A 20,415-nucleotide genomic window follows, 5' to 3' on the forward strand; every position below is an offset into this window, starting at 1 on the left:
GCGGCCCGCAGGCCGCTTTTCTTTTTTTGGGGCGCGACGCGCTCAGCGCATCTCTGGCGGCAGCGTGCCGCCGTTGGCCGCGATGCGGGTCATCACCTGCTTGTGCAGCCAGATGTTCCATTCGGCGGAGCCCGGCTCGGCATTGCCCGTGTAGATGAACTCGTTGGCCAGTTCCTTGCGGGCGGCCAGGCTGCTGTCGAGGCCGAGCAGCTTGAGCAGGTCCACGATGGAGGTGCGCCAGTTGAGCTGGGCCGCGCCCGGCTTGGCGTCGAGGATGGGCGCCACCTCGCCCAGCGGGATGGACGGCGGTGGCGCGGGCACGGCTGGCGCCGCCGCCGGAGCCGGCGCAGCGGTCGCCGACGGTGCGGCGGGCGCGGGGGCCGGGGCGGGCGCAGCCTGGGCGCCGGGGAAGATCTTGGAAAGGATGCTGCTGAAGATGCTCACGGGCATGACTCCTGGGTCGGATGGGGAGGAACCGTCACCGCTCGGCGGCGGGTGTCCGGTTCTAGCACCCGTGCGGGGTGGCCCTGCGTCAGCGGCGGCCGTGTTCGTGATCTTCTGCCGGCTTCTGCGAAGAAATGTTGCTTAACTCTGTATCTGGACCGGGAGTGACGGTCGGCCGGGTCTCCGCCGCCTTGCCACAGCCGTGGCAGAAGCGCGCGAAGGCGCTCTTGCGGCTGCCGCAGCCCCCGCAGCGGTCGAACAGGCCGATGCCGCAGTGCGGGCAGAAGTCGATGGCCGCGTTCTTCAGGTCCACCGGCCGCTCGCAGCCCGGGCAGACGCCCTTGGCCAGGCGCGCCAGCGCCACGTCGTAGTCCAGGGCCTGGCGCCGTGCCGGCTCGGGCCGGGCCTCGGCCGCCTGCTGCCGCGCCAGGTAGCGCTGAAGCGCAGCGATGGCCCAGCGGCCCGCCAGCAGCGTCAGCAGCACGCCCACGCCGTAGCGCACATAGCCGCCATAGCTGGGCAGGTAGGGCACCAACTCCACGAAGAAGGTGAAGAGGGCGAAGAAGACGAAGCCCCAGACGAAGGGCCACCCGTTGCCCTTGCGGTGCCGCACGAAGAGCCAGCCGGCGACGGCCAGCAGCGGCAGCGTGAGGGCGAGGCGGTAGCCGAAGACGCGCAGCTCCTGCCGCCGCTCGGCCGCCTGCAGGCGCGCGGCGGCGGCGGCTTCCAGTTCATCCAGCTGGCGCTGGCTGCGTGCAGCGGCCTGGCGGGCGTCGAGTGCCCGCTGCTCCTGGCGCTCGGCCGCCGCCTGGGCCTGCCGCTGGGCGGCACGCAGTTCGTCGAGGGCGCGCGTGCGCTCGATCAGGGCCGGGTCCTGCTCGGGCCGGGCGGTGGCGCTGCGCGTGGCCAGCCAGTCGCCGAGGCTGGCCTGGGCCGAACGGGTGTTGGCCTGGGCCGTCCGGGCGCGCAGTTGCGCCTGCGCCAGGGCCTCGTCGGCCTCGGTCTGGGCCTGTTGCGCGCGGGCCAGGGCGTCGCGCTGGGCCTGAGCGGCCGGCCGGTCGATGAAGTCGTCCAGCTGCAACTGGCGCTCCACCCGCGGCAGGTCGCCCACCACCGTGCCGCCCAGGCCGATCAGGAAGCTGGCGAACACCAGGGACAACAGCCACAGGCCACGACGGAACCAGGCTTCGGACAGGCGCAGGGAGGTCTTCATGGGCGATTTCCTTTCAGGCTCGGCCGTTGGACAGCGCTTGGGGGATCCAGCCGCTCGCCCGCCGCCCGAGATGAATCGCATCGTGCCCGGGCTTTGATCTCACGGAAGTGTCGGGCTGTACCTCGCTCGGAATTTGCGGCTTCAGGTATCGCCAGGCGATACCACCGCGCAGCGCCCGTTCAGCCGGCCGCCCGCCGCGACGGTCGCGTGCCGGCATGCAGGTCGGCCCGTACGAAGGGGCGCTCGTTGCCAGCCATCCAGGCCGCAGTGCGACCGATCAGTTCGTGCGTCGGCGCGCGCGTGCCGGGCTGAATCACCAGCGCGGGCAGTACCAGCGTGAGCAGCACCGGCAGCAGGCGCAGCCTGGGATGCGGCTTGCTCCGCTGGCGCCACAGAAAGAAGCCGCTGGCCGACAGCCCCAGCAGGAAGCCCGACACCACCTCCGACACCGAATGCGCGTCCAGGGCCAGACGCGAATAGCCGATGGCCATGCCCAGGGCCCAGCCCGCGAAGGCGGCCGCCACACGCCAGCGATGCGCGAAGCTGGAAACCGCCAGCCATAGCGCCACCGGCCAGAGGGTGGTCGACAGCGTCGTGTGGCCGCTGAATCCCGTGAAGTCGATGGCGGCGACGCCAAGCCCCCAGCCCATGAACGCCAGCTTGCCCGCCACCACCGTCGCGCCCGCCGCGCCCACGCACAGCAGCCACAGCCACATCACGGGCCGCGTCCGCCGCGCCCAGCCCAGCCAGGCGGTGATGGCCAGCGCCATCGGCATCATCAGGCTGCTGTCGCCCAGCCAGGTCAGGGCATGCCAGTTCAGGAAAGCGTTCATCGACAAGGCGTCAGGGCTGGGCGAGCAGGCCGGCGACCCGCTCCTGCAACAGTTCGGGCTGCACCGCCGAAGCCGGCAGGGGCGCGCCCACGTTCAGGCCCACGCGGCTCCAGAAGCCGCGGCGGAAGGGCCGCACCATGGCCACCGGCTCGCCGCCGCGCAGCTCGATGCGGCTGAAGTACGAGCCCCACAGATTCGTCAGCGCCATCGGCACCACCGGCACGGCCAGGCCGTCCTCCTGCGCGCGGGCCAGGATCTTCATCACGCCGCCCTTGAAGGGTTGCAGCGTGCCGTCGCGCGTGATGCCGCCTTCGGGAAAGATGCCCAGCAGGTCGCCCTCGCGCAGCACCTGGGCCGCCTCGTCGAAGGCGCGCTCGTAGGCGGCCGGGTCTTCCTTCTGTGGCGCGATCGGGATCGCCTTGGCCAGCCGGAACAGCCAGCCGAGCACCGGCACGCGGAAGATGCGGTGGTCCATCAGGAAGCGGATCGGCCGCGGGCTGGCCGCCATCAGCAGCACGGCGTCGACGAAGCTCACGTGGTTGCACACCAGCACGGCCGGGCCCTGGTCGGGGATCTGCTCGTCGCCACGCACCTTGAAGCGGTAGACCAAGCGCGACGCCACCCAGGCGATGAAGCGCAGCAGGTACTCCGGCACCAGCAGGAAGATGTAGCCCGCCACCAGCGCATTGGCAATGCCGGTGAAGAGGAAGACCTGCGGGATGCTGAAGCCGGCGCCGATCAGCGCCCCGGCGATCACGGCGCTGGCGATCATGAACAGCGCATTGAGGATGTTGTTGGCCGCGATGATCCGCGCCCGGTGCGTGGGCTGGCTGCGCAGTTGGATCAGCGCATACATCGGCACGCTGTAGAGGCCCGCGAACAGCGACAGCAGCGCCAGGTCGGCCATCACCCGCCAGTGCGCCGGCTGGGCCAGGAAGGCGGCGAGGCCCATCTCGGCCGAGGGCGGCAGCCCGCGCGAGCCGAAGTACAGGTCGATGGCGAACACGCTCATGCCGATGGCACCCAGCGGCACCAGGCCGATTTCGACCTGGCGGCGCGACAGCGTCTCGCACAGCAGCGAGCCCGCGCCGATGCCCACCGAGAACACCACCAGCAGCAGCGAGGCGACCTGTGCGTCGCCGTGCAGCACCTCCTTGGCGAAGCTCGGGAACTGCGACAGGAAGATGGCGCCGAAGAACCACATCCACGAAATGCCCAGCAGCGAGCGGAACACCACCGTGTTGCCATGCGCGAGCTTGAGGTTGCGCCAGGTCTCGGTCACCGGGTTCCAGTTGACGGCCAGGCCCGGGTCGGTAGCCGGCGCCGCGGGCACGGCCTGCGCCGTCAGCCGGCCGATGCCGGCCACCGCCACGCAGGCCGCCGCCACGGTGCCGTGGCCGATGCCAGGCAGCGCCACCAGCAGGCCGCCCGCCACCTGACCCAGCAGGATGGCGACGAAGGTGCCCATCTCCACCATGCCGTTGCCACCCGTCAGCTCATGCGCGTCGAGCGCCTGCGGCAGGTAGGCGAACTTGACCGGGCCGAACAGCGTGGAATGCAGCCCCATCAGGAAGACGCAGCCCAGCAGCACCGGCACGTTGGCAGCCACGAAGCCCCAGCCGGCCAGCGCCATGATCGCGATCTCCAGCGTCTTGACCAGCCGGATGATGCGGGCCTTGTCGTACTTGTCGGTGAGCTGCCCCGCCGTGGCCGAGAACAGCAGGAAGGGCAGGATGAACAGCGCCCCGATCGCCAGCCCCGCCAGCGAGGGCGGCAGCCACGCCACCTGCAGCTGGTAGGTCACCATCACCGTGAAGGCGAACTTGAACAGGTTGTCGTTGGCGGCCCCGGCGAACTGCGTCCAGAAGAAGGGTGCGAAGCGGCGCTGGCGCAGCAGGGCGAACTGGTTGGCGTGCGCCGGAGAAGCGGCGGCCGGTGGGGCGTCGGTGCGCATGGTCTGGTCCTGAAGTCCGGCCCGCGCCCATGGCCGATGGGCACGCGGGGTGCCGGCGCCCGCCGCATTCTGCCGCAGCGGGGCCCGCCCCACGGCGGCCAGCACGGGCAGCGCCGCCAGCGCCGCCGCCAGGTGCTTGAGGCTGTGGCCCGACACCGCCTGCCCGGTCGCCTCGAAGAGGGCAAAGTCATTCATCTCCAGCAGCTTGGCGAACAGGTAGGCCGCCAGCACGGCCCCGATGCGCAGGCCCAGTGCACCGGCCGCCATGGGGCGACGCCAGGCCCCGACGATGAAACCGATGCCGCCGTACTGCACCACGGCCCAGGGCAGCACGTTGCCGTCCACCTGGGGCCACGCCGCCGACACCGCTCCCAGCAACAGCACACCCCACAGCACGGGCCGCACCGCCGCCAGCGTCAACCGCTCGGCCACGACCAACGCCCAGACCCCCGCGAAGGCGACCGCCATGCCCAGCCGGTCGCCCGCCAGCCGGCCGGCATCGGGCGCCCAGTGGTACCACGCAGAGCCGAGCGACGTCAGCAGCAGGCCGGCGAAGAACACCTGCGCCGCACGGCGCGTGGCCGCCGGCAAAGTTCGCGCCCGCAGTCGCGCCAGGCCCCACAGGCCGGCCAGGGCGAAAGGCAGGTTGCTCAGCACGTCGAAGGCATTGGGGATGCCCCAGCGTGGTCGCACGTCGGCGAAGGGTGCGGCCACGGCCGGCGCATTTGCCTGCAAGTGGCCGTGCGCATCCAGGGGCAGGCCGAGCGCCGCCAGCAAGGCCGGCCCGGCCAGCCAAACGGCGAGCCAGAGCAGCAGCAGGCCGGCCAACGACAGCCCGAGGCCGCGTGGCAGAAGGGCAGCCTCGGTGTTGGTAGAAGCGGGGTCGGCAGCGGAGGCGGTGGATGAAGACATGGCCAGCAGGAGGACTTGAAGAAGGTGGCGCAGTCTCCCGGCCCACCCTCGCCGCCGAGGCTCATATTCCAATACAGTGGCAGACAAAACCACTCCAGGTATCGCCTGCCGATACCGCCTCGCCCCGTGAGCACCACCCAGGACCTCGTCAGCGCCATCAAGCGCGAACTCAAGGCGGCGCAGATGACCTACGCCGATCTGGCCGCGGCGCTTGGCCTGGCCGAATCCAGCGTCAAGCGCATGCTGGCCCGGGGCGACATGCCGCTGGCGCGCATCGACGCCATCTGCCGCGCCCTGCGCATCGACTTCGCCGACCTGGCGCGGCGCGTGGCCGACAGCCAGCCGCTGCTGCGCGAGCTGACGCAGGAGCAGGAGCAGGCCGTGGTGCGCGACCGCAAGCTGCTGCTGGTCGCCATCAACGTGCTGAGCCAGTGGACGCTGGAGCAGATCGTCGGCACCTACCGGATCACCGAGGCCGAATGCATCGGCTACCTGGCGCAGCTGGACCGCATCGGCATCATCGAGCTGCGGCCGCTCAACCGCTACCGCCTCAAGGTGGCCAAGACCTTCCGCTGGCGGCCGCATGGGCCGGTGATGCAGTTCTTCCGTGAGGAGGTGGTGCTCGACTACTATGCCGGCGGCTTCGACGGCCCGGCCGAGGGACTGCTGCTGGTGCACGGCTCCATCTCGCGGGCACTGGCGCCGGCCTTCCTGGAGCGGCTGCAGCGCGTGGCGCAGGACTTCGCCCAGCAGCACCAGACCGACCAGAAGCTGCCCGCTGGCGAGCTGGAGGGCTACACCCTTCTGTTGGCCATGCGGGAGTGGGAGTTCGCCCAGTTCACCCAGCTGCGGCGATGAAGGGCTTTGGCGCCAGCGCATCCGCCCCTAGAATCGCGCCCCGCAGGAGAACGCACCGCCCACCGGCACCGGCCGGGCGGCGCTACCGAAGGCGCAAACTCCCATAAACGCTCAGGTCGGTCCGGCAACGGGCCCGTACTGCAACATCCATCACGCCGTCTGGAGAGCCGCCACGCGATGTGGCGCACCGAAGGAGCAAACCCGCCGCGCGCGCTGCGGGTGAAACTCTCAGGTACCAAGGACAGGGGGAGCGGCAACCTGAACGCGTCATGCGGCGGTTGCTCCTTTGTGTTCCAAGGACGAGTCCCCGCTGCCGCGTTCATGCGCTGCAACCTGAAAGGGGTTCTTCCATGCGCGTGATCGTCCTCGGCGCCGGCCTGCTCGGCACCACCTCCGCCTACTTCCTCTCCCAGCTCGGCCACGACGTGACCGTCGTCGACCGCCAGGCCACGCCCGGCGCCGAGACCAGCTTCGCCAACGGCGGGCAGATCTCCGTCAGCCATGCCGAACCCTGGGCCAACCCCGGCGCGCCGCTCAAGCTACTGAAGTGGCTGGGCCGCGAGGACGCGCCGCTGCTCTTCCGCCTGCGGCCCGACCTGCGGCAGTGGCTCTGGGGCCTCGCCTTCCTGCGCGAATGCACGCCCGCGCGCACCCGCCACAACATCGAACAGATCGTGCGCCTGGGCACCTACAGCCGCGACGTGCTGCAGCAGCTGCGCCGCGACACCGGCATCGCCTACGACCAGCGCACGCAGGGCATCCTGCACTTCTATACCTCGCAGAAGGAATTCGACGCCGCCCAGGCACCGGCCGAGCAGATGCGCCAGCTCGGCTGCGAGCGGCAGGTGATCGACGCCGACCATGCCGTGCGCCTGGAACCCGCCCTCGCCCACATCCGTCCGCAACTCGCCGGCGCCACCTACACGGCCGAGGACGAGTCGGGCGACGCCAACCGCTTCACCCGCGAACTGGCCAGGAAGGCCGAGGCCGCCGGCGTGCGCTTCCTGATGGGCCACACCATCACCGCGCTGCGCGAGGTGGCCGGCGAGATCGACCACGTGGAAGCCACCGACGCCGAAGGCCGCTACCAGCGCCTGCGCGCCGACGCCTACGTGCTGGCCATGGGTTCGTTCAGCCCGCTGCTGGCGGCGCCGCTGGGCATCCGGCTGCCGATCTACCCGGCCAAGGGCTATTCCGTGACCATGCCGGTCAAGGACGCCAGCCGCGCGCACCAGGTCTCGCTGACGGACGACGAATTCAAGCTGGTGTTCTCGCGCCTGACCGGGCCGCAGGGCGACCGCCTGCGCATCGCGGGCACGGCCGAGCTCAATGGCTACGACCGCGACCTGAACACCGTGCGCTGCGAGGCCATCGTGCGCCGCGTGGAGCAGCTCTTTCCCGGTGCGGGCGACACGGCGCGGGCCCAGTTCTGGAGCGGCCTGCGTCCGGCCACGCCGAGCAACGTGCCGATCATCGGCGCCAGCCGCATCGGCCGGCTGTTCCTCAACACCGGCCACGGCACGCTGGGCTGGACGCATGCCTGCGGCTCGGGCCAGTCCATCGCGCGCATTGTGAGCGGACTGGCGCCGGAGGTGGAATTCGCCTTCACCGCCGCGACCCGCGTGGGCAACGTGCCCGGACCGCTCGCTAGCGCTGCCTGATCGGCTCCGACACACGGGCGCGCTATCGTCGGCCGCATGACCACCGCCCACCACCGCCGCCCCGTCGACCTGGCCAAGGCCTACCGCCTGCTCAACCACGGCCCCACCGTGCTGGTGAGCGCGGCGGCGGGCGGACGCCGCAACATCATGGCGGCCGCCTGGGCGATGCCCCTGGACTTCGACCCGCCCAAGGTGGCCGTGGTGCTGGACAAGAGCACCTTCACCCGCGAACTGCTGGAAGCCAGCGGCGAATTCGCGCTGCAGGTGCCGGTGCGGGCGCAACTGGACCTGTGCAACGCCCTGGGCAGCGTCTCGGGCCGGGATGCCGATGCGTTGGGCGGCCTCGACAAGTTCGCGGCCTATGGCCTGGCCACCTTTGCCGGCAGCGCGACGGACGCGCCGCTGCTGGACGGCTGCGCCGCCTGGCTGGAATGCCGGCTGCTGCCCGAGCCGCCGATCCAGCAGCGCTACGACCTGTTCCTGGGCGAGGTGGTGGCCGCCCAGGCCGATGCGCGCGTCTTCTCGGACGGCCGCTGGCATTTCGACGGCCACGACGCGCTGCGCACCCTGCACCACGTGGCGGGCGGGCACTTCCTGATCGACGGCGACGCGGCGGACGCGCAGCCGCTGGCACCGCTTCGGCGCTGAACCGGCCCGCCGCGCACTGCGGCGGTGCTTTTTGTACGCAATTTTTGGCGGCGATTGCGTGCAAACAATGAGCGCACGCTGGCACACGCCTTGCGTAGGCCATCGGCATGGACGCCATCGCCACGCCATCGCCCGCCGCCATCGAGCTCGTCGCGCTGACCAAGCGCTATGCGCAGGGCGCGCCAGCCGTGGACGCCATCGACCTGCGCATTGCCAGCGGCAGCTACTGCTGCCTGCTCGGCCCCTCGGGCTGCGGCAAGAGCACCACGCTGCGCATGATCGCGGGGCACGAGTCGGTGACCAGCGGCGACATCCTGCTGGAGAACCGCAACATCACCGACCTGCCCGCCGCCGCGCGCGGCACGGCCATGATGTTCCAGAGCTTCGCCCTCTTCCCGCACCTGTCGGCGCTGGACAACGTCGCCTTCAGCCTCAAGATGAAAGGCGTGGCCAGGGCCGAGCGCCAGGCCCGCGCGCAGGACCTGCTGGAGCGCGTCTCGCTCGGCCACCTGGCGCAGCGCAAGCCGGGTGAGCTGTCCGGCGGCCAGCAGCAGCGCGTGGCGCTGGCCCGGGCCCTCATCACCCAGCCGCGCGTGCTGCTGCTGGACGAGCCGCTCTCCGCCCTCGACCCCTTCCTGCGCGTGCAGATGCGCGCCGAGCTGCGCCGCTGGCAGAAGGAGCTGGGCCTGACCTTCATTCACGTCACGCATTCGCAGGAAGAGGCGATGGCGCTGGCCGACACCATGGTGGTGATGAACCACGGCCGCATCGAGCAGGTCGGCTCGCCGCATGCGGTCTACAACGCCCCGGCCACCGAGTTCGTGGCGCGCTTCATGGGCGGCCACAACGTGATCCAGACCGGCACGGGCAAGGTGGCCGTGCGCAACGACCACCTGCAGATCCGGCCGGCCGCGGGCGACGCCGCCGTCGTGGCAGTGCCTGGCATGGGCGCCACCGTCACCGACGTCGAATACCAGGGCACCTACGTGCTGCTCGGCCTGCAGGCGCAGGACGCGGCTGGCGCCAACGGCGTGTCGGTGATGCTGCCCGAAGCCCGCTTCGCCGAACGGCCCTATGCCCTGGGCGAAGACGTGCACCTGTTCTGGGCGCCGCACCAGGCACATGCACTGCCGGCCTGAGCCGCACGCCCAAGCCGTCGCCTCTGCCCTTTCTTTTTTCCAACCGCGCTCGCGCTTCCTCATCCCCCAACAAGGAGTCCTCGATGTCCGACACGCTCGATCCCCGCACCCCCGGCCTTTCGCGCCGCAGCCTGCTGCAAGGCGGCGCCGGCATGGCCGGCATCCTGGCCACGGGGGCGGCGCCCTTCGTCCATGCGCAGGAGAAGATGGTGCTGCGCTACCTGGGCACCGCGGTGAACCAGGACAAGGCCATCGCCGAGAAGTTCAAGGCCGACACCGGCATCGAGATCCAGTACGTGGCCGTGACCACCGACGACGTGACCAAGCGCGCCGTCACCGCGCCCAACAGCTTCGACCTGATCGACACCGAGTTCTTCTCGCTCAAGAAGATCGTGCCCACCGGCAACCTGAAGGGCATCGACGTCAAGCGCGTGAAGAACGCCGACAAGATCACCTCGCTCTTCACCAAGGGCGAAGTCGCCGGCAAGGCCGTGGGTGACCAGGGCACGGCGCCCAAGAAAGTGATCTTCCTCGAAGGCGAGAAGAGCAAGGTCTTCGCCAAGGCGCCCACGCAGTGGATGACGCTGATCCCCACCACCTACAACGCCGACACGCTGGGCATCCGTCCCGACCTGATCAAGCGCCCGATCGAGAGCTGGGCCGAGCTGCTCAACCCCGAGTTCAAAGGCAAGGCCGCGATCCTGAACATCCCTTCCATCGGCATCATGGACGCGGCGATGGTGGTGGAGGCCAAGGGCATCCACAAGTACAAGGACAAGGGCAACATGAGCAAGGCCGAGATCGACCTGACGATCAAGACGCTCATCGAAGCCAAGAAGGCCGGGCAGTTCCGCGCACTGTGGAAGGACTTCAACGAGTCGGTGAACCTGATGGCTTCGGGCGAGGTGGTGATCCAGTCGATGTGGAGCCCCGCCGTGACCGCGGTGCGCAGCAAGGGCATCGACTGCGTGTTCCAGCCGCTGAAGGAAGGCTATCGCGCCTGGGCATCCGGCTTCGGCCTGCCGGCCACGCTGTCGGGCAAGAAGCTGGACGCCGCCTACGAGTTCATCAACTGGTTCCTCGACGGCTGGGCCGGCGCGTACCTCAACCGCCAGGGCTACTACAGCGCCGTGCTGGAGACGGCCAAGGCCAAGATGGAACCCTACGAGTGGGCCTACTGGATGGAAGGCAAGCCGGCCACGCAGGACATCAAGAGCCCGCAGGGCGTGGTGATCGCCAAGGCGGGCAGCGTGCGCGACGGCGGCAGCTACGAGCAGCGCATGGGCGGCATCGCGTGCTGGAACGCGGTGATGGATGAGAACGAATACATGGTGAGGAAGTGGAACGAATTCGTGGCCGCCTGACGGCGGCCGCGAATTCGACCCCCAGGCTGCGCTTCGCTCCGCCCACCCCCTACAAGGGGGCGCACCCAGCGGCCCGGCAAAGCCGGTTCCGCGGGTGCTCCCGCGGCGGCTCGCTGCGCTTGCCGGGTTGATCGTTCTGGTCGATTGAAGCGAGCGCGTCGGGGTTGAGGTTCATGCCTGCGCGGCTTCTTCCGCCTCGTTGCATTGCTCCCGCTTTATCTTTCCGCGCTTCGGTGCTTCCTTCACATCCTCGACTGCCATGAGTGCTCCCGCATCCAGCGTCCATGCTTCTGCGCCGATGGAGGGCGGGGTCAAGCCGTGGTGGCAGGCGGCGCCGTTCGCGCTGGTGTTCCTGCTGTTCTTCGTGGTGCCTCTGGTGCTGATCGGCATGGTCAGCCTGTGGGACTTCAACGAGTACGAGCTGATTCCCGCGGTCTCGCTGCGCAACTACCTCGCGATCTTCGAGGGCTGCTCGCACCTCACGGACAACGGCGATCTGTGCGTGACGCTGTCGACGTATCTGTCGACCTTCAAGTTCTGCCTGCTGGTGTGGGCGATCACGCTGGTGCTGGGCTTCGCGGTGGCGTACTTCCTGGCCTTCCACGTGCGCTCGCCGGGCATGCAGACGCTGCTGTTCGTGCTGTGCACGGTGCCCTTCTGGACCAGCAACGTGATCCGCATGATCTCGTGGGTGCCGCTGCTGGGCCGCAACGGCCTGGTCAACCAGACGCTGATGGGCCTGGGGCTGGTGCACGAGCCGGTGGAGTGGCTGCTGTTCTCCGACTTCTCGGTGGTGCTGGCCTTCGTGCACCTCTACACCATGTTCATGATCGTGCCGATCTTCAACAGCATGATGCGCATCGACCGCAGCCTGCTCGAAGCGGCCGACGACTGCGGCGCCTCGGGCTGGCAGACGCTGTGGAACGTGATCGTGCCGCTGTCGCGCACCGGCATCCTGATCGGCTCCATCTTCGTCATCACCATCGTGATGGGCGACTTCGTGACCATCGGCGTGATGGGCGGCCAGCAGATCGCTTCGGTGGGCAAGATCATCCAGGTGCAGACCAGCTACCTGCAGTTCCCGCTGGCGGCGGCCAATGCGGTGATCCTGCTGGCGGTGGTGCTGATGATCATCTGGGCCTTGACGCGGGTGGTCGACATCCGGAAAGAGTTGTAGCCAGCACTTGGGCCCACCCCCGTGGCGCCTTCGGCGCCTCCCCCTCAAGGGGGCGGCACCAGCGGCCCGGCGGAGCCGGTTCCGCGGTGCCACCCGCGAAGACCGGCGGCGACAGCAACGATAGCAACGACAGGAGTGACTTTCATGCAGGCTCGGGTTTCTGAGGCGCGTGCGCCGGGGTTCTGGCCGCTGGCGGCGGTGTTCGTGCTGTTCGTGCTGTTTCTGTACGGGCCGATGTTCACCATCTTCGTGCTGTCCTTCCAAGGGCCGGAGGGTGGGCTGACCTTTCCGATGCGGGGGGTGTCGCTGCACTGGTTCCGGCAGCTCGCGGAAGGGCTGGGCACGGTGGATATCGGTGCAGCCTTCCGGCGCTCGCTGGCGCTGGGCACGGCGGTGATGGCCCTCACGGTGGGGCTGTCGGTGCTGGCGGGGCTGGCCTTCCGCAAGCGGCTGGCGGGCGGCGGGGCGCTGTTCTACGTGAGCATCGCCAGCCTGATCATGCCGTCCATCATCGTGTCGCTGGGCATCGGCCTGCAGTTCCGGCTGATCGACACCGGCCTCAAGTCGGCCCTGGCCGCGCTGGGCGCGGACGGCATGCTCGAAAATTACGGCACTGCGCTCGGCCTGTTCACCTCGGCCCTGGGCGCCCACCTCACCTGGACGCTGCCTTTCGGCCTGCTCATCATGTTCGCCGTGTTCAACCGCTTCAATCCCGCCTACGAGGAGGCCGCCCGCGACCTGGGCGCCACGCCATGGCAGAGCTTCCGCCATGTGGTGCTGCCGCTGATCGGCCCCTCCATCGTCGGCATCGGCATGTTCGGCTTCACGCTGAGCTGGGACGAGATCGCCCGCACCTCGCAGGCCATCGGCGACGTCAACACCCTGCCGCTGGAGTTGCAGGGCCTGACCTCCACCGTCACCACGCCGGCCATCTATGCGCTGGGCACGGTCACCACCGTGGTGTCGCTGGGCGTGATGGGCCTCACCGTGGGCCTGGCGCTGCTGCTGCGCCGCCGCCAGACGCCGGGCCGCCGATGACGTCGGGGGACAGCGGCCCCGCCGCCGCCACCACGGCGCTGACCGAGGCGCAGATGTACGAGCGCATCGTCTCGGCCATCCTCGACCACAAGCTGCCGCCCGGCACCAAGCTGGTGGAGGACAAGCTGGCCAGCGCCTTCGGCGTCTCGCGCACCCGCATCCGGCCGGTGCTGGTGCGCCTGGCCAACGAGCAGGTGGTCACGCTGACGCCCAACCGCGGCGCCACCATCGCCGAGCCCACTCAGGAAGAAGCGCGCGAGGTCTTCGGCGCGCGGCGGCTGATCGAGCCGACGCTGGTCGAGCTGTTCGTGGCCCGCGCCAGCGATGCCGACGTGCAGCGCCTGCGCGCCTCGGCCGAAGCCGAGGAGACCGCCCGCACCAGCGGCGACATGCGCCGCGCGATCCGGCTGGCGGGCGACTTCCACCTCGCCATCGCCGAGCGCTCGGGCAACCAGACGCTGGGCCGCATCCTGCGCGAGCTGATCTCGCGCACCTCGCTGATCCTGATGACCTACAGCTCGGCCCATGCCGACGAGCGCGAGGAGGCCACGGCCTGCGGCTGCCGCGAGCACCGGGCGCTGATCGACGCCATCCGCCTGCGCGATGCGCCGGAGGCGGCCAGGCGCATGCACGAGCACCTGACGCGGCTGGAGTCGCAGCTGGCCTTCGATTCGCGGCCGGAGACAGCCGGCGACCTGGCGCGGCTGCTGGGCGTGGTGGGCTGAGACAGCCTGGCGGCCCTGTGCCTGGCCTGTCCGGGTTTTGTCGAAGGGTCGAAGGGAGAGTGCCCAGCCGTCGACCTGCTCAACCCGAACGGTGTCGGGTCAGTTGACCCGCATCGGGAGGCCCGGCGCAGCCGCACGCCGCCGTAACCAGAGCGCCCGCACCATGACGCCCACCACCGTCAGGTTGGCCGTCAGCGTGACCACATCCAGCCAGTGCATGTGCCGCACCAGCGCCAGCACCTCGAAGGGCAGGTAGATGCCCCCGCTGAGGGCGCCCAGCCACTCGGCCCAGGCCCGTTCGCGGAACAGGCCATAGGCTTCGGTGAAGCGCACCAGCGCATAGGCCGCAGCCCCCGCCGACAGCAGCGCCAGCCGGCCGTTCTGCAGATGGGCCGCGAAGTCGATGAAGACCTGCGGCTCGTGCGAGGCCGGGTTCAGGTGCAGGTGGTGCACCAGGTGCTCGGCCACCGTGCGCAGGTCCTTGTGCAGCAGCAGGAGCAGCCCTGACGCCGCAGCGACGGCGAGCACGCCCTTGAAGGCTTCGATGAGGGCGACCAGCCGGATGGCGCGGGCGGAGCGGGAGTGCATCGCGGGATGATCGCACGGCCCGCCGACGCCGCCGGGTCGGCGCGGGCCGGCTCTTTCAGGCGTGCGGCCAGCGGGTGAAGGCCGGCAGCGCCTCGGCCTCGGCCGAGAAAGCCGTCTGCATCGGAAAGTCCGCGGGCGCCAGCACGCCCGGCAGCGACTGCTGCGTGAAATGCCAGCTGACGGCAATGGCGATGCCGGCATGACCGATGGCCCCGGCGCGGGCGCCGCCGGGCACGGTCGCGCGGCGCATCTCGGCCTCCAGCAACTGCCAGGCCGTGCGCATCTGGCCCGTCACGCGCTCCGACCAGGGCGCATGTTGCCGCTCGGCCGGGCGCAGTTCGCGCTCATAGACGGCCTGCACCGCCTTCTCGCAGGCGGCCAGGGCCAGGCCGGTCAGGCGCAGGGCCCGCACACGGTCGGCGGCATCGGTCGGCCACAGGCTGCGGCCCGGGCCGGCCAGTTGCTCCGCATGCATCAGGATCAGGGTCGAATCCATCAGCGCCTGGCCGTCGTCCAGCACCAGCGTGGGCGCCTTCACCACCGGGTTGTGGCGGCGGAATTCCTCCATCTGCCGGAAGACCGAGAGGGGCTTCGATTCGAAGGGCAGGCCCAGCAAGTCCAGGGCAATGGCGGTGCGCCGGACGTAGGGCGAGTCCAGCATGCCGATCAGTTGCATCATTTCAGTTCCACTTCAGCAAGTCAGGCGGGCATCAGTGCCGCCCCTTTCAATCTACCCTGCGGCAGAGGCAGGCACCATCGACTTGTTCTGCGCCAATCCGTTAGTTCTTCTTCAACGACCCCCGCCTTCCATGAGCGACCTGCCGCCCCTGCAAGCCCTGCGATGCTTCGAAGCCGTGGCCCGGCTGGGCAGCGTCACCCGCGCGGCCGAGACGCTGCACGTCACCCATTCGGCCGTGAGCCAGCAACTGCGGCACCTCGAATCGCTGCTGGGCCTGGCGCTGTTCGAGCGCGAGGGCCGCGGCCTGCGGCTGTCCGAGAACGGCCGGCTCTATGCGCTGCAGGTGCGCGCCGCCCTCTCGGACATCGGCGATGCCACCCGCAGCCTGCGCGTGCGCCCGCGCGAAGGCGAGCTCGTGGTGTCGGTGATTCCCTCTTTCGGCCTGCACTGGCTGCTTCCCCGGCTGCCGCGCTTTGCCGAGCGCCATCCGCATGAGCGCATCCGCCTGCAGGCCGGCCTGGACGTGCAGGACCTGTGCCAGGGCGCGGCGGATGTCGCCATCCGCATGGGCCATGGCCCCTGGGAAGGCCTGAGCCAGCAGCCCCTGTTCGAGGACGAGCTGCTGATGGTGGCGGCGCCGCATTTCCGCGGCGGCCGGCTGCCGGCCACGCCGGCCGAGGTGCTGGCCTGCCCGCCGGTGCGCTCGGCCGAATCCTGGTCGAGCTGGTGCGAGTCCGTGGGCCTGCCCGAACCGCCGCCGCTCGCGGGCCTGTGGATCAACGACTCCAACCTCACGATCGAGGCCGTGCGCCTGGGCCAGGGCGTGGCGCTGGAGCGGCGGAGCATCGTGCACGGCCTGCTGCAGCGCGGCGAGCTGGTGGCGCTGACCGATGTGCGCGTGCCCTATCCCTATCCGTACTGGCTGGTGTGGCCGACCACGGGCGGGCGGCGAGGGCCGCCAACGGCCTTCGGCCACTGGCTCGCCGAGGAAGTGACGGCCTACCTGGCCGAGCTGGCGGAAGCCTGAGGCCGCCGTTCGGCCCCGTCCGAGCGCGTCACTCCGCGGTGAACACCGTGAGCACGCCGGTGTAGCCGTACAGGTGGTGCCCGGCGATCTCGCCGCCGGCGAAGAAGCCGGTCAGCGGCACATCACCCAGCGCATGCCGCAGGATCTGCAGCTCGGCATTGGGCGCACCAAAATGCGGCCCGCCGCGGCCCACGCAGCTGATGTAGACCGCGCCGGCGATGCGCCGCGCCGGGTGCGGCGAGGCATCGGTCTCCGACAGCGCCAGCGCCTGCGCGGTGACCAGGCTCTGCTCCTGCGGCTCCAGGCTTTCGCGGATCTCGGCGCAGATGCGCATCAGGTCGGCCCGCGCGGCCTGGGCGTTGCGGCGGCAGAAGCTCATGCGCATGCCGGCCTCGGCCCGGTCGGCGATGGCGACGGCGCGGCGCTTGGGGTCCAGGCCGATGATGTGGCGCACCCGCGCCTGCGGGCCCAGGTCGCCGGTGATGCGCACGCCGTCGGTGCCGGCGGCCGACAGGCCCACCAGCGTGGCCCGCACGGTGTCGATGGCCTGCTGCGGGTCTTTCTCCAGCGAAATGCCCAGGTCTTCGAGCAGCACGTCCAGGGCGGGTCGGCCGTCGAGCGTGAGCAGCAGGTTCTCGTCGGCCCCGGTGATCTCGCGCTGCCGCGAGACAGGCTGGCAGCCCTGCGTGACCTGCGTGGCGAGGCCCACCTCGGGGCCGAAGGCGACGCCCGACAGCCCGCCCTCGAACACACCGCGCGTGGCGCCCTGGCCCGCCATGGTGCCGTTGCCGCCCAGCGCGAACTGCAGCGCGCCGGCACGTCCCGACGCCAGCCCGCCGAAGAGCAGGCCGTCGTCGGTGCGTCCGGCGACCTCGGCAATCAGTTCGGGCAGTTCGGGGGTCTCGGGGTCGGCATGCACCAGCGCACAGCGGGCGCTGAAGCCGGCGTTGGGCCCGTCGCCCGGCGCATGGCCGGAGGCGGCCAGCGGCGCAACGCCCGAGAACACCCGGTACTGGTCGGCCGGCACACCCAGCAGCATCACGCCGATGGCGGGCTCGTCGATGTACTCGGCGGCATTGGCCACGATGCCGGCCGCCACGGCGCCGGCCCAGTCGCTCACCTCGGGCAGCTCGGCCGCCAGCAGGTCGAGGATGTCGGCCGCCTCGGCCGTGTAGTGGTCGGTGACGTAGAGCAGGCCCAGCGAAGGCGCGGCTTCGTAGTCGGGCAGCGCCATCTGGGCGCGCAACTGCGCCAGCACCAGGCCGGCGGCCATGCGCCAGTCGGGATGGGTGGCGTGGCCAGTGGGAAAGAGCTTCATCCGGTGCTCCGGTTGCCGCCGGTGCGGCGGGCACTGGCGGCGGTGGAGGCGGTGGCCGGCTTCTTGCCGGCGGTGGATTTGGAGGCCGCCGGCTTCTTGCGCGCCGCCGTCTTGCGGGACGCGGCCTTCTTGGCCGGCGCCTTGCGGCCGGCCGACTTGGCTGCAGCGGCCGGCGCCTCGGGCATCGCACCGACCGCGGCCATCGGCATCTGCATGGCCGAGGCCTCCTTGAGGGCCTGGCTGGCGATCTGCTGGAACTGCTGGGTGAGCGAGCCCCACCACTGCAGCGGGTCGATGACGCCGGGCGCGGCGGCAGGGGCGTCGGCCTCATCTTCCGCCGGGGCCTCGGCCGAGGGCGCCGGGGCGGGCGCGGGCTCTGGCGCTGCATCGCGCGCCGCAGGTGCCGCCGTGGCCGCCGCTGTGGCCTCGCGAACGGCCTCGGCCGCGCGGGTCGTCGAATCGGCGAAGGCCTGGGCCAGGTCCTCCATGCGCACGTTCATGCCGCGCAGGGTCGACAACGTCATGCGCTGCACTTCGAGCGCCTGGATGGTGGCCTTGAGCGCATGGCCGTTCTGCTCCAGCCAGTACTGCACGGCCTTGAGCTCCTGGATGCGCTTGTCGATCTCCTCCACGCTGAGCGTCGGCGCGACCCAGCTCGACATGCCGCCCAGTCCGGGCATGGCGCTGGCCGTCGCGGCGCCGCCGGCCGCGAGGTTGCGCAGGAAGTCGAAGCCCGGCACGAACTGGGCAAAGCTGCTGAAGGGGGGCGGGCTGGCATCGGACATGGGGCGTCTCCTGTCGGGCATTCGAAGGCGGATCGGGCGCGCACGGCGGCGGCATCGTGGGCTCGCCGCTGGGGCGGGCGGCCGGCGTGCCAGCTTACCCGAGCGGGCGACGTGCGCGGCGTCGGCCATCGGCCCACCGTGCGCGGCGCCACTTTCTCGCGACGGCCCGCCTGGCACGGCCGGCGTTCACGGGACGCGCATGCCCCTCGTCGGCGTGCGCCATCGGGCGCCTGCGATCAACCCAGCTGCGCCGGATTGAGCTGCCAGATCACGGTCATCAACACGCCGGCAAAGCCCAGCCACGCGACATAGGGCAGCAGCAGCGCACCGGCCAGCGCCGAGCGCCGCCAGAAGGCGACCAGCGTCGCCAGTACCAGCAGCACCAGCACGACCTGCACCGCCAGCGATGCGGCGCCCAGGTGCCACACGAAGAAGAACCAGCTCCACGAAGCATTGACCGCGAGTTGGACCACGAACAAGCCGAGCGCGCCCGGCGCAGCCGCCCAGCCGCCGCGGCGCCAGACCAGCCAGGCCGAGATCGCCATCAGCGTGTAGAGCGCGCTCCACACCGGGCCGAAGAGCCAGGCCGGCGGCGCCCAGTCGGGCCGTATGAGTTCCCCGTAGAAGCCGGCCGCGTTGGCCGAGGCCAGTCCGCCCACACCGGCCGCCGCAAAACACAGCAGCAGCCAGCCGACCAGGCCCAGCACCTGGCGGGCGCGGGACGAGGCAGGCGGGTTCATCGAAAGAGAAGGAGCATTCATGGGCAGGACCTCCGGGGCAATGCTGGCGCGACATCCGCCACCGGCGGGTGGGACGCCGCCCTCTCCTTACGCCAGCGCCGCCGCGCCGGATCAGTCGCCGCCGTCGCCCCCGGCGGGCTGCGCCTCGGCGCGTGGCCGGCCGCCGGGCGGCACGACCTCCTGATCGATGGCGCCGAAGACAGAGCGGCCGTCCAGGCCCTTCATCTCGATGCGCACCGTATCGCCGAACTGCATGAAGCCGGTGCGCGGGGCGCCGTCCTGCAGCGTCTCCATGCAGCGCTTCTCGGCGATGCAGGCATAGCCGCGCGGCCAGTCGAGCCGGCCCGCCGCGTCTTCCACGCCCGGGTTGCTGACCGTGCCGCTGCCGACGATGCTGCCGGCGCGCACGCGGCGGGTGGCCGCCAGATGCGAGATCAACTGGCCGAAGTGGAAATGCATGTCCGGGCCGGCCTCGCACAGGCCCACGGTGCGGCCGTTCCAGGCCACCTGCAGCGTGAGGTGAACCCGGCCCTCGCGCCAGGCCTCGCCCAGTTCGTCGGGCGTCACGGCCACGGGGCTGAAGGCGGTGGCGGGCTTGCCCTGCACGAAGCCGAAGCCCTTGGCCAGCTCGGCCGGGATCAGGTTGCGCAGCGAGACGTCGTTGGCCAGCATGAGCAGGCGCACACCATCCAGCGCCTGCTCGGGCGAGGCGCCCATGCGCACATCTCCGGTGATGACCGCCACCTCGCCCTCGAAGTCGATGCCCATGGCCTCGCTGGGCACCACGATGTCGTCGCAGGGACCCAGCAGGTCGTCGCTGGCGCCCTGGTACATCAACGGGTCGCTGCGCAGGCTGGCCGGCATCTCGGCCCCCCGGGCGCGGCGCACGAGTTCCACATGGTTCACGTAGGCCGAGCCATCGGCCCACTGGTAGGCGCGTGGCAGCGGCGCCATGCACTGGGCCGGATCGAAGGGAAAGGCATGCCGCGCCCGGCCGCTGTTGAGCAGGTCGTACAGGTCCTGCAGCTGCGGGCTCATGAAGCCCCAGTCGTCCAGCACCTGCTGCAGGCGGTGGGCGATGCCGGTGGCGTAGTGGGCCTGCGTCAGGTCGCGCGAGACCACGACCAGCTGGCCGTCGCGCGAGCCGTCCTTGAGGGTGGCGAGTTTCATGGAGGCGTGAAGGGGATGCGGCACGCGGCCGGAGGTGGGCCGCACGCGCTGACTAAACTCATCGGGATGCCGTTTCCCATCGCCGCGCCGTGTGCCTTCTGCCCACGGGCTGCGCGATCGGCGAGGGCCATCCCCCAGGACG

19 protein-coding genes and 1 riboswitch are annotated in these 20,415 nt (G+C 70.6%); of the genes, 9 read left to right on the forward strand and 10 right to left on the reverse strand.

Annotated features, from left to right (window positions below):
• Positions 1–42 precede the first annotated feature (42 nt).
• The 4 genes from ABIC63_RS15420 to ABIC63_RS15435 all read right to left on the reverse strand — a co-directional run bounded on the left by ABIC63_RS15420 (position 43) and on the right by ABIC63_RS15435 (position 4,444).
• Positions 43–444, reverse strand: a complete 402-nt coding sequence (locus tag ABIC63_RS15420) for a DUF3597 domain-containing protein (RefSeq protein WP_354320401.1) — start codon at positions 442–444, stop codon at positions 43–45.
• Positions 445–532: 88 nt separating this feature from the next.
• Positions 533–1,657 carry a serine endopeptidase gene (locus ABIC63_RS15425; RefSeq protein WP_294368142.1) on the reverse strand — a complete coding sequence of 375 codons (1,125 nt, stop codon included), beginning with the start codon at positions 1,655–1,657 and terminating at the stop codon, positions 533–535.
• A 179-nt stretch (positions 1,658–1,836) separates the two neighbouring features.
• On the reverse strand, positions 1,837–2,490 hold the full coding sequence (locus tag ABIC63_RS15430) for a phosphatase PAP2 family protein (RefSeq protein WP_294368138.1): 654 nt from the start codon (positions 2,488–2,490) through the stop codon (positions 1,837–1,839).
• 10 nt (positions 2,491–2,500) lie between these two features.
• Positions 2,501–4,444 (reverse strand): MFS transporter, encoded by a 1,944-nt coding sequence (locus ABIC63_RS15435; protein ID WP_294368411.1) that lies wholly within the window; start codon positions 4,442–4,444, stop codon positions 2,501–2,503.
• A gap of 1,038 nt (positions 4,445–5,482) precedes the next feature.
• On the opposite strand from ABIC63_RS15435, the gene ABIC63_RS15440 reads away from it, so the two are divergent.
• The 8 genes from ABIC63_RS15440 to ABIC63_RS15475 all read left to right on the forward strand — a co-directional run bounded on the left by ABIC63_RS15440 (position 5,483) and on the right by ABIC63_RS15475 (position 13,966).
• Positions 5,483–6,214: a helix-turn-helix domain-containing protein gene (locus ABIC63_RS15440; RefSeq protein WP_354320402.1), complete on the forward strand. Its 732-nt coding sequence runs from the start codon at positions 5,483–5,485 to the stop codon at positions 6,212–6,214.
• A 149-nt stretch (positions 6,215–6,363) separates the two neighbouring features.
• A riboswitch (glycine riboswitch) is annotated at positions 6,364–6,469 on the forward strand.
• A 95-nt stretch (positions 6,470–6,564) separates the two neighbouring features.
• Positions 6,565–7,875 carry a D-amino acid dehydrogenase gene (locus ABIC63_RS15445; protein WP_354320403.1) on the forward strand — a complete coding sequence of 437 codons (1,311 nt, stop codon included), beginning with the start codon at positions 6,565–6,567 and terminating at the stop codon, positions 7,873–7,875.
• Positions 7,876–7,911: 36 nt separating this feature from the next.
• On the forward strand, positions 7,912–8,523 hold the full coding sequence (locus ABIC63_RS15450; protein WP_294368130.1) for a flavin reductase family protein: 612 nt from the start codon (positions 7,912–7,914) through the stop codon (positions 8,521–8,523).
• Between the two features lie 107 nt (positions 8,524–8,630).
• Positions 8,631–9,662 carry an ABC transporter ATP-binding protein gene (locus tag ABIC63_RS15455; protein WP_294368127.1) on the forward strand — a complete coding sequence of 344 codons (1,032 nt, stop codon included), beginning with the start codon at positions 8,631–8,633 and terminating at the stop codon, positions 9,660–9,662.
• 83 nt (positions 9,663–9,745) lie between these two features.
• A complete protein-coding gene (locus ABIC63_RS15460; RefSeq protein ID WP_114801404.1) occupies positions 9,746–11,026 on the forward strand; it encodes an ABC transporter substrate-binding protein in 1,281 nt (426 codons plus the stop codon).
• A gap of 259 nt (positions 11,027–11,285) precedes the next feature.
• On the forward strand, positions 11,286–12,203 hold the full coding sequence (locus tag ABIC63_RS15465; RefSeq protein ID WP_354320404.1) for an ABC transporter permease: 918 nt from the start codon (positions 11,286–11,288) through the stop codon (positions 12,201–12,203).
• Positions 12,204–12,347: 144 nt separating this feature from the next.
• Positions 12,348–13,241: an ABC transporter permease gene (locus ABIC63_RS15470; protein ID WP_294368117.1), complete on the forward strand. Its 894-nt coding sequence runs from the start codon at positions 12,348–12,350 to the stop codon at positions 13,239–13,241.
• The gene (locus ABIC63_RS15475) at positions 13,238–13,966 is read left to right on the forward strand and encodes a GntR family transcriptional regulator (protein ID WP_294368114.1); all 729 of its coding nucleotides are present in this window, start codon (positions 13,238–13,240) and stop codon (positions 13,964–13,966) included. Before ABIC63_RS15470 ends, ABIC63_RS15475 begins: the two co-directional genes overlap by 4 nt.
• Positions 13,967–14,065: 99 nt before the next feature.
• On the opposite strand, the gene ABIC63_RS15480 is transcribed toward ABIC63_RS15475, so the two are convergent.
• Positions 14,066–14,554 (reverse strand): DUF2127 domain-containing protein, encoded by a 489-nt coding sequence (locus ABIC63_RS15480; protein WP_294368110.1) that lies wholly within the window; start codon positions 14,552–14,554, stop codon positions 14,066–14,068.
• Positions 14,555–14,609: 55 nt separating this feature from the next.
• Positions 14,610–15,230, reverse strand: coding sequence for a glutathione S-transferase family protein (locus tag ABIC63_RS15485; protein ID WP_354320468.1), 621 nt, complete (start codon positions 15,228–15,230; stop codon positions 14,610–14,612).
• A 133-nt stretch (positions 15,231–15,363) separates the two neighbouring features.
• Between ABIC63_RS15485 and ABIC63_RS15490 the strand changes: the two genes are divergently transcribed.
• Complete coding sequence (locus ABIC63_RS15490; RefSeq protein WP_354320405.1) at positions 15,364–16,260, forward strand: LysR substrate-binding domain-containing protein; 897 nt, start codon at positions 15,364–15,366, stop codon at positions 16,258–16,260.
• Positions 16,261–16,288: 28 nt separating this feature from the next.
• On the opposite strand, the gene ABIC63_RS15495 is transcribed toward ABIC63_RS15490, so the two are convergent.
• From ABIC63_RS15495 to ABIC63_RS15510, 4 genes are all read right to left on the reverse strand, one after another.
• The gene (locus ABIC63_RS15495) at positions 16,289–17,578 is read right to left on the reverse strand and encodes an FIST signal transduction protein (RefSeq protein WP_354320406.1); all 1,290 of its coding nucleotides are present in this window, start codon (positions 17,576–17,578) and stop codon (positions 16,289–16,291) included.
• Positions 17,575–18,363 (reverse strand): PhaM family polyhydroxyalkanoate granule multifunctional regulatory protein, encoded by a 789-nt coding sequence (locus ABIC63_RS15500; RefSeq protein ID WP_354320407.1) that lies wholly within the window; start codon positions 18,361–18,363, stop codon positions 17,575–17,577. The genes ABIC63_RS15495 and ABIC63_RS15500 overlap by 4 nt, the downstream gene beginning before the upstream one ends.
• A 236-nt stretch (positions 18,364–18,599) precedes the next feature.
• Entirely contained in the window at positions 18,600–19,124 is a 525-nt protein-coding gene (locus ABIC63_RS15505) for a TspO/MBR family protein (protein ID WP_294368101.1), read from the reverse strand.
• A 90-nt stretch (positions 19,125–19,214) separates the two neighbouring features.
• On the reverse strand, positions 19,215–20,273 hold the full coding sequence (locus ABIC63_RS15510) for a fumarylacetoacetate hydrolase family protein (RefSeq protein ID WP_354320408.1): 1,059 nt from the start codon (positions 20,271–20,273) through the stop codon (positions 19,215–19,217).
• Positions 20,274–20,415: the final 142 nt, after the last annotated feature.

The organism is Pseudacidovorax sp. 1753, from assembly GCF_040544975.1.
In the GTDB taxonomy this organism is placed as follows: domain Bacteria; phylum Pseudomonadota; class Gammaproteobacteria; order Burkholderiales; family Burkholderiaceae_C; genus Xenophilus.

Bases quoted from the DNA above. Each gene is read 5' to 3' on its own strand.
- ABIC63_RS15425 (WP_294368142.1), bottom strand. From the start codon at position 1,657: ATGAAGACCTCCCTGCGCCTGTCCGAAGCCTGGTTCCGTCGTGGCCTG.
- ABIC63_RS15430 (WP_294368138.1), bottom strand. From the start codon at position 2,490: ATGAACGCTTTCCTGAACTGGCATGCCCTGACCTGGCTGGGCGACAGC.
- ABIC63_RS15435 (WP_294368411.1), bottom strand. From the start codon at position 4,444: ATGCGCACCGACGCCCCACCGGCCGCCGCTTCTCCGGCGCACGCCAAC.
- ABIC63_RS15445 (WP_354320403.1), top strand. From the start codon at position 6,565: ATGCGCGTGATCGTCCTCGGCGCCGGCCTGCTCGGCACCACCTCCGCC.
- ABIC63_RS15450 (WP_294368130.1), top strand. From the start codon at position 7,912: ATGACCACCGCCCACCACCGCCGCCCCGTCGACCTGGCCAAGGCCTAC.
- ABIC63_RS15455 (WP_294368127.1), top strand. From the start codon at position 8,631: ATGGACGCCATCGCCACGCCATCGCCCGCCGCCATCGAGCTCGTCGCG.
- ABIC63_RS15460 (WP_114801404.1), top strand. From the start codon at position 9,746: ATGTCCGACACGCTCGATCCCCGCACCCCCGGCCTTTCGCGCCGCAGC.
- ABIC63_RS15465 (WP_354320404.1), top strand. From the start codon at position 11,286: ATGAGTGCTCCCGCATCCAGCGTCCATGCTTCTGCGCCGATGGAGGGC.
- ABIC63_RS15470 (WP_294368117.1), top strand. From the start codon at position 12,348: ATGCAGGCTCGGGTTTCTGAGGCGCGTGCGCCGGGGTTCTGGCCGCTG.
- ABIC63_RS15475 (WP_294368114.1), top strand. From the start codon at position 13,238: ATGACGTCGGGGGACAGCGGCCCCGCCGCCGCCACCACGGCGCTGACC.
- ABIC63_RS15480 (WP_294368110.1), bottom strand. From the start codon at position 14,554: ATGCACTCCCGCTCCGCCCGCGCCATCCGGCTGGTCGCCCTCATCGAA.
- ABIC63_RS15485 (WP_354320468.1), bottom strand. From the start codon at position 15,230: ATGCAACTGATCGGCATGCTGGACTCGCCCTACGTCCGGCGCACCGCC.
- ABIC63_RS15490 (WP_354320405.1), top strand. From the start codon at position 15,364: ATGAGCGACCTGCCGCCCCTGCAAGCCCTGCGATGCTTCGAAGCCGTG.
- ABIC63_RS15495 (WP_354320406.1), bottom strand. From the start codon at position 17,578: ATGAAGCTCTTTCCCACTGGCCACGCCACCCATCCCGACTGGCGCATG.
- ABIC63_RS15500 (WP_354320407.1), bottom strand. From the start codon at position 18,363: ATGTCCGATGCCAGCCCGCCCCCCTTCAGCAGCTTTGCCCAGTTCGTG.
- ABIC63_RS15505 (WP_294368101.1), bottom strand. From the start codon at position 19,124: ATGAATGCTCCTTCTCTTTCGATGAACCCGCCTGCCTCGTCCCGCGCC.
- ABIC63_RS15510 (WP_354320408.1), bottom strand. From the start codon at position 20,273: ATGAAACTCGCCACCCTCAAGGACGGCTCGCGCGACGGCCAGCTGGTC.